Raw genomic sequence first — 13,080 nt, 5'->3', positions numbered from 1 at the left:
GGACATCGCCATGGAAATCTTCGAGCGCGCCAGGCTGGACGCCTACTTCACCAAGATCGCCACCGACTTCGCCCCCGACGAGAAGACCGCCGCCTTCCTCGTCACGCACCTGCTGCCCGAGCGGCCCTCCTTCGTCCGCGCTGTCGGGGCGATGACCGCGCTGAAGGCGGTGCTGCCCAAGCCGAAGTCCATCGACGGCGCCGCCCGGCGCGAGGTCGAGCACACCACGGTCGTCGACACCCTCACCCGCGAGCTGTTCGCCGACCCCGACACCGCCCTGGCCTACCTCGAGTCCCGGGCCGCCGGGGAGACGACCTGCCTGCTGGACGTCGGCGGCTACTTCGCCCCCACCCTCGAGATGGTCCACAGCCGCTTCACCGGACGGCTCGCCGGGGTGATCGAGGACACCGAGAACGGTCACCGCCGCTACGAGGAGCTCGACAAACTGCCCTGCCCCGTCGTCTCGGTCGCCCGGTCCCCGCTCAAGGACCCCGAAGACTTCCTCGTCGGCCAGTCCGTCGTCTTCTCCACCGAGGCCGTGATGCGCGGACGCGGCGACATCCTCCACGGCCGACCCGCCCTCGTGATCGGCTTCGGCAAGCTCGGCTCCTCCATCGCCCGACTCCTGCACGCCAAGGGCGTCCACGTCACCGTCTTCGACATCGACCCCGTCCGCCGCACCCAGGCCCTCTCCCAGGGCTTCAACGTCGCCCGCGACCGCGAGGCCGCCCTGGCCGGCGCCGGCCTCGTCCTCTGCGCGACCGGAGCGGTCTCCCTGCGGAGCGAGGACTTCGCCCACCTCCGCAACGGCACCTACATCGCCACCGTCACCAGCAGCGAGGACGAACTCGACCTCGGCGGACTGCCCGACGTCTACACCCGCACCAGTGTCGGTGACCACGTCACTCGCTACCAGACCACCGGCCACTACTTCTATCTGGCGAACGGCGGCAACGCCGTCAACTTCATCCACGGCGCCAGCGTTGGGCCGTTCATCTTCCTGGTCCAGGCCGAGATCCTCGCCGCGATCAGGATGCTCACCCGCGAAGACCTCGCCCCCGGCATCCACGAGGTCCCCGCGGCCGACCGCGCCGCCATCGCGGCGACCTGGCTCAACTACTTCAACAGGTGATCACCATGGCCATCACGGCAGACCACATCCGCACCACCCTCGCCGGCTACCTCGACCAGCACCCCGAGGCCAAGACCGAGCTCGGCGTCGTCCTCGGTCTCCTGGACGACGGCGCCGACCTCACCAGCCGCAAGACGCTGCCCGGACACGTCACCGCCGGCGCGATCCTCATCGGCCCCGACAGCCGCATCCTGCACATTCTTCACAACGCCACCGGCAAGTGGCTGCTGCCGGGCGGCCACCTTGAAGCCTCTGACGGCACCCTTCTCCAGGCCGCCGGCCGCGAGCTCACCGAGGAGACCGGCATCCCGCCCCACGTCGTCACCCCGCACAGCCAGACCCCCCTCCACATCGACGTCCACCCCATCGACGCCAACCCCGCCAAGGACGAGCCCGCCCACCACCACTTCGACTTCCGCTTCCTCTTCCGCACCACCGCCGACATCGGCGAACTCCAGACCGAAGAGGTCTCCGACGCCGCCTGGCGCGATATCGACGAGGTCACCGACCCGACCCTGCGGCACCTCATCGCCGCAGTCCTCCTCGACGCCGACAGCGACGCCGCTATGAACGGCCAGCTCCCCCTCGCGGAACCCTGGCCCATCGCGGGCGAGTGAGGGACTGACAGAACCGAGAGCCGGAGAACGAGGACGCTTCCGGCCAACCGATGAACGGCGCCTTCAGCGAAACGGCCGACACCCGGAGACTTGGGTGTCGGCCGACGGTGCGACTTCCCGGCTTATCAGGAACGCTGGGGAGTCGACTTGAGCGCGGGCTTCCGGTGCCTACTGATCAGCCGACCGGTGGGCACGGATCCACTCCACGGCGGCTTCCTCCTCTGTCGGCAGCAGTGTGTCGACCGCAGGGCCGAGCCAGCCAAACCACTCACGCTGGTCCGGGGTGAGTGGTTCTTCCGGCCGACGCCAGTCGCTCACGAACGCGAGGAGGCGGGCTGCGAGGACATCGGGATCGAAGCCGCCTTCAGGCTCTGCCTCCCACGGGCCGACGCCTGTCACCGTGAACGGCAGATCCCCGCCGAACGGCTCGGCCACGATGACGCCGCCAGAGGCCCGCCGGACCTGCGTTCGCAAGATGTACTTCCAGTTGGTTTCCGGACCGCTGGAGGACCCATTGCTCGCCTGAACGCCACCCCAGGACGGGCTCGGCTCGGCCGTCAACCTCAGCAGCGCAGTTCCGCTGAGCTCCGCACCCTCAGCAGACTCAGCCGGAACCGGAATCTCATACACGTACTCGCGGAGATCCCCCTTGGCTCGGTGGTCATCCCTGATCGTGCGGTTGAGCCAATCGTTCATGGAGCCCCCAACTTGGCGTCACTTTGGTGGTGTTGTGATGCTTTGCCAGGGTGACATACGTTGCTGACCCGCGTGGCTGCCACCGGGATACCGGCGATTCTCATGGAAGGCTCGCGAATCCGGGCCGAGCGGACACCGAACGGTTGGCGCGAGATCCTCATCAAGGACGACGCCCTCCGCCAGCGAATCGCCCCGAGCCTGTCGCGGCGGCGCCCGAGCCGGCCGTCCCGACGCTCCCCAGCAGGGGCGATCCCCCTCCGGCACAGCCACAGCCAGTCATCGGATAATCCGCCACTGCGTTCGGGTCGCCTCCTCTAGGCTCGTGATCGTGACTGGACACCTGGAGCCTCGGACGGCCAGTGAGGTCGTGGCTGAGGCGAGTGAGACGGCCCTTCAGGGACTGCAGACGTTTGAGGATCTCGTCCTCGGCATCATCGCGGAGTCGGGCCTTCCGACGGACGGCATCCTGGTCGAGCTGGGAGAGCGACATGTCCTAATGAAGAGCACCGCCTTCGCGCTCGCCAAGCTCCCCTTCGAGAAGCGGGGGCAAGCCAACTACATCTCCAAGATGATCATCGCAGGATCTGTCGGCCTCTTCGATGCAGCCCTGAACTACCTCTGGGACGAGACTGTCCTCGAGCTTCGCAAGCGTGTCGTGAACTTCGACCTCCAGTACTTCTACGAAGTCGCTGAGAAGTCCGACAACAAGCGCAAGGAGCTCAAGGACGAGGACGACCTCCCCAAGCTCGATGATCAGAAGCTGCTGAGCGGCTGCCGGGAGATCGGGCTGATCAGCGACATCGGCTTCCAGGAACTCGACCTCATCCGCTACATGCGGAACTGGGCGAGCGCGGCCCATCCCAACCAGGTCCAGCTGGACGGTCTCCAGCTGGCCCACTGGCTGGGGGCCTGCATCAAACACGCGATCACGCTGCCCTACGACCAGATCACCGCCCAGGTCAAGAAGCTCCTCGTCAAGGTCAAGGAGAAGCGGCTCGACGACGGCGCGATCAAGGAGATCAGCTCCTTCTTCGTGAACCTCCCGCCGGTCCAAGCCGACCCGCTCGCCTCCGGATTCTTCGGCCGCTACACCGACCTCACCACTGGTCCGGAGACCCTGGACAACATCCGCCGGCTCTGGCCCGAGCTCTGGAACCAGGTCTCGGACGAGGCTCGATACAACTTCGGGTTCCGACTCGGCCGGTTCCGAGCCAACGGCGACCAAGAACAGGCGGACCTCGCCCGACAGCTCATCGACCTGGTCAACGGCGCCACCTACCTCCCGTCCGAGGAGAGGGCCTGGGAGATCGACGCCGCCCTGGACGAGCTGATCGACGCCCACAACAACTGGAACAACTTCTACAACGAGCCGTCGATCGCCCGTCGCCTCCAGGAACTCGTGGGACAGCATGGCGACGTCCCGGAGGGCCTGAGCCGGAAGTACGTTCTTGGCATCGTCGAGGTCTTCCTGACCAACGGCAACGGCGTCGCCGTCAACGCTGACCCCGTCTATCGCGACCTGATCACCAGGTTCGACCCGCAACAAGCGTCACTGGCCCTGAGGGCATTCGCGGACCCCGTGATCGCCAGCAAGCTCCAATGGCCTCTCCCGCAGGAGAAGTGGACCGAGCTTCTCGGACTGATCGGGAGCAAGCTGACTGGCCGCACCGATCGCGAACTATTCGAGGCCGTTCAGGGCTTCCCTGGCCAGCCCCACCTGCTGGCGAAGGACTCGGGAATCAAGGCCCAGCTCAAGCGCTTCGAAGACTGACGAGCCAGCGGCACGTCAGCCTGGCGACCTCCAACCCCGCCCGGCAAGTGCGCGGCACCGCATCTCCGTGGTCCTCCTCGACACGGACCGCGTCGCCCTGATGGACGGCATCAGCTGAACAGCAGGCCCTGGCTGACCATGCGCAGCCGCAGCCAGGGGCCTGCGCATAGTCAGCTATCTGGAAAACCCGTACTCAGGAACAGAGTGATCAAGAGAGTCTCCGCATTGATCACCAGCGCCTGCACCGCTACCAAGTCGCCTTGCGAAGCATGCTTGACGCTCTCAAGACGCCCGCGGAGTCGCCCGAAGGTCTTCGCGAAGGCATCAACCTGACTCACGACGAGGTCGCGGGGCCCAGCGAGGTCGCGGAACAGATACCGCACTCGAAGTGAACGGGGTGGTCTGTCCTGCCCCTCCCACTCCTTGGCCGACCGCCCGTTCTCGGCATGCCAGGCGCGAACAGCATCGTCAGGGGCCGCATGCCGCAGCGCACGGTCCAGAGCCTCGACGGCGCAGTTGGCAGCCTTCTCCGCAGCCGCCGGCCCGTTTCGGTTGATGTCGTCCCACGCACCGTTCAACAGCTCTGGAATTTTGGGGTCAATTCGTCTGAGCACCACATACAAGTCGGCTACGACCTTCTGCCGAGCGGCCATCCACGGTTCGACGATCTCAGACTCGACTCGGTCCGCGCCCTCGGCAATCAGCCCAGGATCTGCATCCGTCGAGGTGAGCAGATCCGTTCCCAACAGCGAGAGATTCGTACGGCCGGTCGCCACCACCGTCGGAAGCTCGTCCTCGTCGTCAACGGCATCTGCGACGAGGTGCCGCCACGCCGCCACCGGCATGCCACTCGTCTCGCTGAGCAACCCTCGGCCAGGAGCGCGGAGAACCGCCCAGTCGGTTAGGTCGACCTGCGTCCGGCTGATCTGCGCCAAATCGGAGAACAGCGGTGAGGGAACTGGCAGTCCTCGGAGCCTGGCCTCGATTCGGCTGTTGGCCTCAAGCGCGGATCGCCAGCTGGTGAGGGCACTGGACACCGCCATCTGCTCAGCCAGCTGTGAGGTCACAGCGAACTCAGATACGGCCCGGTCCAGTGGGGTGAGCTGATCCATCAACCGCATACTCGCAGCGGCAGCAGCGGCAGCGTCACCCTGACCGCGGAACGCGCTCTGGAGCCCCGAATCTAGCCGCGCGGCCGCTTCCGCAGCGCCGGATTGCGCCCAGGCGCCCTGCGCTGAATCGAAAGCAGAATGCACCACATTGATGAACTCACGGGCCTTCGCGAAGGACGAAGCCAGACTGCCTGGTCCCAGCAGAATCCTCTCGACATCGCTGGAGAACGCGGCACCGGTCCCCCGACGAGCCCTGGGCTTCTCCTCGGCTGACTGCTGGTCCTCGCCCTTGGCCTCGTCGCCGCTTTCGGCGTCTGAACCGTCGATGTCCATCAGTGACGACCCTCCGTCTTGCAGGACCTGCCGGTCGCACTCCTCGTGATCCGCAAGGCCACCATAATCTCAACTAGACGTAAATGCGGACACACGGGACTCTCGCTCGCGTCCTCGTGCCTCATGTGACTGAACCATCTAGTGGGCGATGAACTGCGGAAAGACTTGACACCCCTAGATAATCCTCGTTCCCACCGCGTACTCGGAGGTGGTCATCCCCCGGTCGGACCGTTCGAGCCGACCCGCCCACCACGCGGACCACTTCGCCCGCCGGTCCGGCGCCCCCTTGATTGGCCGCCTCCGGCCCAGAGCACCGACGGCGCGGTCCCAGAACTTCGTTCCCATTTCATCCCCCGATGAGCATTGATGACGAGCGGGTGCCCGAACGGAACACCCTCGATTGAAAGCGAAATTGAATGACCGACAAGAACGATCGACCGGCATCCGTCGGCAACTGTCAGCGCCCATCGGCAGCCGTCGGCCACGGACCGCACACAGCCTCACCGGCCCGGGCCGCCGGTCGCGAGCAGGTCGCCGGCCAGGCCGATGATCACCGGCGCCACCCCGACCGCCAGGAAGGCGGGGAGGAAGCAGAGGCCGACCGGCGCGGTGATCAACACTCCGGCCCGTTGCGCCCGCGACACCGCGGCGGCGGCTCGCTCGGCGCGTATCGACGCGGCCAGCCTGGCGATGGGATCCGCCGCCGGGGCCCCCGTCGCGCCCGCCCGGTACAGACAGCGGGCCAGCGGCCCCGCACCCGGTATCTCCCCGAACCGGCCCCACGCCTCGGCCGGTTCGCCACCGAGACGGATCTCGACGGCGGTTCGGGCGAGCCGGTCCCCGACCGGGCCGCCGATGGACCGGCCCACCTCCTCGGCCGCCTCCCGGGGACCGGCCCCGACCGCGACACAGGCGGCCAGCAGATCCGCGGCCAGGGGAAGCTGCCCGGCGATCGCTGCGTGCTCCGGAGGGCTGTGACCGGGGCGGCCACGGGGGCGGGTTCGCTGCCACCGCCACGTCCCGTACGCCGCGGCAACCCCGACCGCGCAGCCCAGCACACCGCCGACCAGGATCCACCCGGTCAGCCAGGCCCCACCCGGAGCCGCCAACCGCCGCACGGCCTCGGAACGGCCCGGATCACCGCTCGACCGGAGCCGCGCGATCAGCCGGTCCCGCCAGCCGGACCGGGAGGCCGCGTCCATCCCCAGCAGTTGCGCGCCCCGCCCACGGACCGCCCGCTTCCGATATCTGACGGCGATCACCGCCGCCACCTGCGCCGCCGCCCCCAACGCCGCCGCCATCCCCAGGCTGTGGAGAACTTCTCCGCCCACCCCGTTCACACCGCCTCGCCTCCCCGCACGATCCGGCGGGCCCAGAACAGCCCGGCCGCCTCCAGGAACGAACCCACCGCCAGACAGGCAAGACCGCCCGGGGTGTGCAGCAGTACGCGCAAGGGCTCGGCGCCGAGGGCCGCACCCAACCCCAGACCCGCGACGGGGAGCAGCGCCAGGACCACGACCGTCGACCACGCCCCCGCCAGCTGGGCGCGCAACTCTTCCCTTCTGCGCCGGTCCTCCCGCAGCGCGGCCTCCAGACGCTCCAGCCCGGCCGCCAGGCCCGCCCCGCCGTCCACGGCCACCCGCCAGCACGCGGCCATCCCGGACAGGCCGCCCATCCCCGGGCCCTCCGCCGCCCGCCGCAGCGCGGCCGGCACATCACCGCCGAACCGTGCCGCCGCCAGCACCGCGGCCTCCGCCTCCCCCAGCCTGCTGCCGGCAGCGGTCGTCGCCGCAGGCCCCTCCTCCGCGATGCCTTCTCGCAGCGCGACCGACAACGCCTGCCCCGGCTCCCGACCGGCCCGTAACTCCCCGACCACGGCTCCGCACAGCGCCACGACCGCGATCGCTCCTCTCTCGGCCTCCCGCGCTCCGGCCCGCCTCCGCAGCCATCGGCGTACCAAAGGGACCGCAACGGCTCCCGCGACCAGAAGCAGCACCGAACTCCCCAGCACCGCGAGCAGGACCGCGCCGGGGACGCACCACCACTCCCGACGCTCTCTGGCCGTCTCGATCACGCGTCCCCAGGCCTTGATCAGACGCGACCACCAGCTCCACGACCGGCGCGGCTCGGGCGGCGCGTCCACGAACAGCACCCGCGCCCGCCGCGCGCCCGGGGCGCGCATCATCGCGAGCCACACCGCTGATCCCGCACAGAGAGCCGCCGCGTGGGCCGCATACGCCGATGTCACCGCTGTCGTAGCAGTCGCTGTCGTCGCAGCAACCGTCGCCATCGCCGTCACAGCGCACCGCCGATCAGCGACCGCAGCCGTTCCCAGCCCCGCTCCGGAACGAAACCGCCGACGCCCCAGCTCAGGGCCGGGACCGTGAAGACGAGCCCCGCGGCATCCCGTTCCAGGACGTGCACCTCGGCGACGCGTCGCTGCCCCGCGCGATCCCGTACGAGATGGACGACGACGGAGAGGGCGGCCGCCAACTGGCTGTGCAGGGCGACCCGGTCGAGGCCGGCCGCGGTGCCCAGGGCCTCCAGCCGGGCGGGGACGTGCTCGGCGGCATTCGCGTGAACGGTGCCACATCCTCCTTCGTGTCCGGTGTTCAAAGCGGCCAGCAGCTCGGTGACTTCAGCTCCGCGCACCTCGCCGACCACCAGCCGGTCGGGCCGCATGCGCAGCGCCTGCCGCACCAGATCGCGCAAGGTCACGCGGCCCGCGCCCTCCTGGTTGGCCGGGCGGGACTCCAGGCGGACGACATGCGGATGGTCCGGTCGCAGTTCGGCGGAGTCCTCGGCGAGCACGATCCGCTCGTGCACTCCGACCGCGCCCAGCAGGCTGGAGAGAAGCGTCGTCTTGCCCGCCCCGGTGCCTCCGCTGATCACATAGGAGATCCGGGCTTCCACCAGGGCCCGCAGGATCCGGTCGCCGCCCGGCGGCACCGTGCCCGCGTCCACCAACTCCGCGAGCGAGAAAGCCCGCGGCCGTACCACGCGCAGGGAGAGGCAGGTCGAGGCGACTGCCACCGGGGGCAGCACCGCGTGCATCCGTGTGCCGTCGGGCAGTCGTGCGTCCACCCAGGGCCGTGCGTCGTCCAGCCGCCTGCCGGCCACCGCCGCGAGACGCTGGGCCAGCCTGCGGACAGCCGCCGCGTCCGGGAAGGTGACGCCCGTCAGCTGGAGCCCGCCGCCCCTGTCCACCCACACCCGGTCCGGTGCGGACACCAGCACATCGGTCACCTCCGGATCCGCGAGCAACGGCTCCAGGACTCCCGTGCCGACGAGTTCACCACGCAGTTCCTCCGCCGCTCCGAGCACCTCGGCGTCCCCCAGCAGCCGCCCTTGGGCCCGCAGGGCGGCGGCCACTCCGGCCGGGGTGGGAGCGGCACCGCTGCGTGCCAGCCGCTGACGTACGGCGTCGAGCATTTCGTCCGTCATGCCGTTCCTCCTCCGGGCGGGCCGGCCACGGGGCTCGTGTCTCCCGCTGCCGCCACCTGGTCCCAGAAGGCCGCGCAGAACCGGGCCAGAGAGCTCCGGGCGTTGCCGCCGGGCGGGGTGCCGTCGTCCTGGGAGTCCAGAAGACCTGGTTCCCAGGGGAGTTCACCGACGAGTGGAAGGCCGATGGCCCGGGAGACCCACCGCCCGTCCAGCCCCGACGCATACGGGCCCCGGGGCACCACCCGCAGGTCGTCCAGCACCATGCCGGCTGTGGACGCGACGCGCTTGGCCGCCGCCACCGCACGCAGTTCGCCCGGCACCACGAGCAGGCCGAGATCGAGTTGGGCCAGGGCTTCGGCGACTCCCTCGTCGACCCGGCGCGGAAGATCCACGACCACCGCTCCGCCGAGCCGACGCGCGGCGGCGAGCACCGCCCGCATCGCCTGCGGCGGGATCACCACCTCGTCGTCGCGTCCCCAGCTCAGCACCCGCAGCCCGTGGAGCGCGGGCAGCGAGTCCTCAAGGGCTCCGCCCCCGAGCCGCCCCTTCAACTGCGCGAAATCCGGCCACCGCAGGCCCTCGGCCCGTTCGCCGCCGAGCAGGACGTCGATGCCGCCTCCCAGCGGGTCGGCGTCGATCAGCATCGTCCGCCGACCGGACCTCGCCGCACTCACGGCAAGGGCGCAGGCCAGCGTCGATGCGCCGGAGCCGCCCCGGCCACCCAGCACGCCGACGGTGAGCGCGGGCCGCCCCACACCCTCCGCGGCGTTGGCGATCTGATCGACGAGCCAGCCCTCGGAATCGGGCAACCGCAGCACGTACTCGGCCCCGATCTCCACCGCCCGGCGCCAGACGTCCGGGTCGTCCTGGTCCCGGCCGACCAGCATCACCCCCTTCCTCCGGCCGGCGCCCCGGCATCGCGCGGCGGCGTCGTCGCCCACCAGCACCATCGGAGCCCGCTCCCAGCTGCCACGACGCCCGGGCGGCCCGTGATGGACCTCCGGCTCGGCACCGGCCGCCGCGCACAGCCGCAGCAGGTCGTCCAGCAGTTCCACGTCCTCCGTCACGATCAGCGGGCCTCCGCGCCGCCCGCCGACGGCCGCCGCCTCTTCTCCTGCGAGGGATCCAGCCACGATCTCCGCCCCCCTTCTCACTGCCCCTTCAGTGCGGTTCGCGGTGTTCTCGGGCGTTTCCGAGATGCGCGATTCCGGCACCCGCGGACTTCGCGGGTGGAATCAACGTGCAGCACCACGGAAAAACATGTGGATCTTGATGAAAAACTGTGGACAACCCCGGGGTTGTGAATAACTTCGTCACCCATACCAGCGACTTCCGGAGCGCAGCCTCTTGGCTACACACTGTGACGAGACGAGTCGCGCGAAGGTCGGCTCACACGATCAGGCCGATGACGGCCAGACGGGAGACATAAGGTGGTTTCCACCCCTAAAACGCGTCCGGACATGCGACGACCCCCGCCGGGGGGGAGAGCGGGGGTCGTCCCCACGGCCGACTCGGGGGGGGAGGAGTCGGACCGGGTTAGCACGGTCGCGAACGATCCGTGACTTCCATGGTGTACCCGAGGCCCTTCTCAGGCAAACCCACGCGCCGGAGTTTACGCCGAATGGTGGGCACCTATGCTCAGCGTTGTGGAAAACTGCTTCTCGCCGCGCACAGCAGCCTTCTTTGACCTGGACAAGACGGTCATTGCGAAGTCTTCGACGCTGACCTTCAGCAAGTCCTTCTACCAAGGCGGACTGATCAACCGCCGCGCCGTACTGCGCACCGCGTACACACAGTTCGTGTTCCTCGCCGGAGGCGCCGATCACGACCAGATGGAGCGGATGCGCGAATACCTCTCCGCCCTCTGCAAGGGGTGGAACGTCCAGCAGGTCAAGGAGATCGTCGCCGAGACCCTGCACGACCTGATCGACCCGATCATCTACGACGAGGCCGCCACCCTCATCGAGGAACACCACACGGCGGGACGCGACGTCGTCATCGTCTCGACCTCCGGTGCCGAAGTCGTCGAACCCATCGGCGAACTGCTCGGCGCCGACCGGGTCGTCGCCACGCGCATGGTCGTCGGCGACGACGGCTGCTTCACGGGAGAGATCGAGTACTACGCCTACGGCCCCACCAAGGCCGAGGCCGTGAGGGCGCTCGCCGTCTCGGAGGGGTACGACCTTTCGCGCTGCTACGCCTACAGCGACTCGGCGACCGACGTACCCATGCTGGAGTCGGTCGGCCACCCGCACGCGGTCAACCCCGACCGCGCGCTGCGCCGCGAAGCGACCCTTCGCGAGTGGCCGATTCTCGTCTTCAACCGCCCGGTCCGACTCAAGCAGCGCCTGCCCGCCTTCTCGATGCCGCCGCGCCCCGCCCTCGTGGCGGCGGCCGCAGTCGGCGCGGCGGCCGTCACCGCCGGGCTGGTCTGGTACGCCAGCCGCCGCCGCACCGTCGGCGCCGCCCTGCCCGGATGAAGCATGGCCCAATCGACAGAACCCGCCCGATTCGCCCTTGATTGAACCTAAAAGTAAAGAAGCGGGGCCAGGGGTTTCCGTTCCCCTGGTCCTGGAGTACAAAGGACATAACGGCCCGCGAGACCAAGGACATCCGCGAGGATGACCTGTTGTACGCAGAACGGCCCCACGGACCGCGCACGAAAGCCGAGCACCCACGCGACGTCGACCCGTCGAATACGGGCCAGCCGCACCAGGTGACGGGCAAAGTACCCGACCTGATGGGCAACTTACGAGGACGCTTGGTAACTGGGCCGACGTGCCAGCGGCGGTACCGCACTCCGGTACCGCCGCAACCCTTGCACCGGGCCAGCGCTTCCAGGCCAGCCGCCCGCACATCATCACCCTGGGCCCGGCCGCGCCCTTGGAACCCGCCGCCCCCTTGAGTGCCCGGCCGCCTCCTTTGCGCCCGGCCGCCCCATTGCGCCCCAGCCATCACCCTCGGCTCAGGCCGCCCTCTTGCACCCCAGCCATCACCCTCGGCCCAGGTCACCCCCTTGCACCCGGACTATCGCCCTTGAACGCGGCCTCTCGCACCGGCCGTCGCCGGAACCTCAGGCGGCGCCGCGCTGGAGGGCCTCGCACACTGCGGTCGACTCGCGTACGCCCAGCTCGATCGAGCGCCCGCAGTGGGTGATCCAGGCGGCCATGCCCTCGGGGGTGCCGGCCGTGTAGCCCTCGAACGCCGCGACGTAGGCCGCCCGGCCCTGTTCCGCGTGACCCACCTCGGCCGGGCAGATCGACTTCGGGTCCAGCCCGCTGCCGATCAACACGATGCGCTCGGCCGTTCGCGCCACCAGACCGTTGTGCGAACCGAACGGGCGCAGCGCCAGCAGTTCACCGTGCACCACGGCCGCCGTGACCAGGGCGGGAGCACTACCGCCCGCGATGACCAGCTGCGAGAGACCTTCGAGCCGTCCGGCGACCTCATCGGCCCCGGGCAGCGGCGCCTCGATCAGCGGCTCGTCGACGGCTTCACCCGCCAGGCGCGGACGCCCCACCGCGTCGTCGGGAGCTGCCCCGCCGGCCGCCACCAGATGCAACCTGGCCAGCACCCGCAGCGGCGACTGCCGCCAGATGGAAAGGAGTTGCCCCGCCTCCGCGGTGAGTCGCAACGCCGCACCGACGGTGCGCGCCTCGTCCTCTCCGCTGAAGTCGGTTCGTCGGCGGACCTCTTCGAGGTTCCAGTCGGCACCGGCCAGTGCGGCCGAACCACGAGAGCCTCGCAGTGCGGCTTCGGCCGTGACCTCATTGCTGCGGCGCCGCATGACGCGGTGGCCGTAGACGCGGTCGACGGCCTTGCGCACGGAGTCCACGGCTTCGGGTACGCCGGGAAGGGAACCGAGCGCGGCAAGCGGGTCTGAGGCAGTCGTACTCATAAGTAGCGAGGCTACGCGCCCACCCCTCCCGGACCACCCTCAAGTGGCCATCTTCACGAACCGTGACTGCGCAAAGC

At 69.4% G+C, this 13,080-nt stretch carries 11 protein-coding genes; 4 read left to right on the top strand and 7 right to left on the bottom strand.

The genetic code is table 11. The annotated features are described in order from the left end of the window. Positions 1-10: 10 nt before the first annotated feature. Together IE145_RS14305 and IE145_RS14300 are read left to right on the top strand one after the other, a co-directional pair. Complete coding sequence (locus IE145_RS14305; RefSeq protein WP_189525427.1) at positions 11-1,132, top strand: adenosylhomocysteinase; 1,122 nt, start codon at positions 11-13, stop codon at positions 1,130-1,132. Positions 1,133-1,137: 5 nt separating this feature from the next. Beyond that, complete coding sequence (locus tag IE145_RS14300; protein WP_189525426.1) at positions 1,138-1,749, top strand: NUDIX hydrolase; 612 nt, start codon at positions 1,138-1,140, stop codon at positions 1,747-1,749. A gap of 168 nt (positions 1,750-1,917) precedes the next feature. Here the strand turns inward: IE145_RS14300 and IE145_RS14295 are convergent, their stop codons facing one another. After that, positions 1,918-2,445 carry a hypothetical protein gene (locus tag IE145_RS14295; protein WP_189525425.1) on the bottom strand — a complete coding sequence of 176 codons (528 nt, stop codon included), beginning with the start codon at positions 2,443-2,445 and terminating at the stop codon, positions 1,918-1,920. A gap of 328 nt (positions 2,446-2,773) precedes the next feature. On the opposite strand from IE145_RS14295, the gene IE145_RS14290 reads away from it, so the two are divergent. Then, a complete protein-coding gene (locus IE145_RS14290) occupies positions 2,774-4,216 on the top strand; it encodes a hypothetical protein (RefSeq protein ID WP_189525424.1) in 1,443 nt (480 codons plus the stop codon). A 170-nt stretch (positions 4,217-4,386) separates the two neighbouring features. On the opposite strand, the gene IE145_RS14285 is transcribed toward IE145_RS14290, so the two are convergent. The 5 genes from IE145_RS14285 to ssd form a co-directional block, all read right to left on the bottom strand. Further along, positions 4,387-5,661, bottom strand: coding sequence for a pPIWI-associating nuclease domain-containing protein (locus IE145_RS14285; protein WP_189525423.1), 1,275 nt, complete (start codon positions 5,659-5,661; stop codon positions 4,387-4,389). A gap of 500 nt (positions 5,662-6,161) precedes the next feature. After that, positions 6,162-7,001, bottom strand: coding sequence for a type II secretion system F family protein (locus IE145_RS14280; RefSeq protein ID WP_189525422.1), 840 nt, complete (start codon positions 6,999-7,001; stop codon positions 6,162-6,164). After that, positions 6,998-7,951, bottom strand: coding sequence for a type II secretion system F family protein (locus tag IE145_RS14275; RefSeq protein WP_189525421.1), 954 nt, complete (start codon positions 7,949-7,951; stop codon positions 6,998-7,000). Before IE145_RS14275 ends, IE145_RS14280 begins: the two co-directional genes overlap by 4 nt. A gap of 5 nt (positions 7,952-7,956) precedes the next feature. Then, positions 7,957-9,105 (bottom strand): TadA family conjugal transfer-associated ATPase, encoded by a 1,149-nt coding sequence (locus tag IE145_RS14270; RefSeq protein ID WP_189525420.1) that lies wholly within the window; start codon positions 9,103-9,105, stop codon positions 7,957-7,959. Further along, positions 9,102-10,238 (bottom strand): septum site-determining protein Ssd, encoded by a 1,137-nt coding sequence (ssd, locus tag IE145_RS14265; RefSeq protein WP_189525419.1) that lies wholly within the window; start codon positions 10,236-10,238, stop codon positions 9,102-9,104. The genes IE145_RS14270 and ssd overlap by 4 nt, the downstream gene beginning before the upstream one ends. Before the next feature lie 501 nt (positions 10,239-10,739). On the opposite strand from ssd, the gene IE145_RS14260 reads away from it, so the two are divergent. Then, positions 10,740-11,585, top strand: a complete 846-nt coding sequence (locus IE145_RS14260) for an HAD family hydrolase (protein WP_189525418.1) — start codon at positions 10,740-10,742, stop codon at positions 11,583-11,585. Between the two features lie 593 nt (positions 11,586-12,178). On the opposite strand, the gene IE145_RS14255 is transcribed toward IE145_RS14260, so the two are convergent. Continuing rightward, positions 12,179-13,003, bottom strand: coding sequence for a Fic family protein (locus IE145_RS14255; protein ID WP_189525417.1), 825 nt, complete (start codon positions 13,001-13,003; stop codon positions 12,179-12,181). Positions 13,004-13,080: the final 77 nt, after the last annotated feature.

The organism is Streptomyces sindenensis, assembly GCF_014649035.1.
Classification (GTDB): domain Bacteria; phylum Actinomycetota; class Actinomycetes; order Streptomycetales; family Streptomycetaceae; genus Streptomyces; species Streptomyces sindenensis.
The sequence above is the reverse complement of the archived record's forward strand: the minus strand, read 5'-3'. Positions and strand labels throughout refer to the sequence as shown.

Excerpts from the sequence above, each read along its gene's own strand:
- IE145_RS14305 (WP_189525427.1), top strand. The coding sequence starts at position 11 with ATGGAAATCTTCGAGCGCGCCAGGCTGGACGCCTACTTCACCAAGATC.
- IE145_RS14300 (WP_189525426.1), top strand. The coding sequence starts at position 1,138 with ATGGCCATCACGGCAGACCACATCCGCACCACCCTCGCCGGCTACCTC.
- IE145_RS14295 (WP_189525425.1), bottom strand. The coding sequence starts at position 2,445 with ATGAACGATTGGCTCAACCGCACGATCAGGGATGACCACCGAGCCAAG.
- IE145_RS14285 (WP_189525423.1), bottom strand. The coding sequence starts at position 5,661 with ATGGACATCGACGGTTCAGACGCCGAAAGCGGCGACGAGGCCAAGGGC.
- IE145_RS14275 (WP_189525421.1), bottom strand. The coding sequence starts at position 7,951 with ATGGCGACGGTTGCTGCGACGACAGCGACTGCTACGACAGCGGTGACA.
- IE145_RS14270 (WP_189525420.1), bottom strand. The coding sequence starts at position 9,105 with ATGACGGACGAAATGCTCGACGCCGTACGTCAGCGGCTGGCACGCAGC.
- IE145_RS14260 (WP_189525418.1), top strand. The coding sequence starts at position 10,740 with ATGCTCAGCGTTGTGGAAAACTGCTTCTCGCCGCGCACAGCAGCCTTC.
- IE145_RS14255 (WP_189525417.1), bottom strand. The coding sequence starts at position 13,003 with ATGAGTACGACTGCCTCAGACCCGCTTGCCGCGCTCGGTTCCCTTCCC.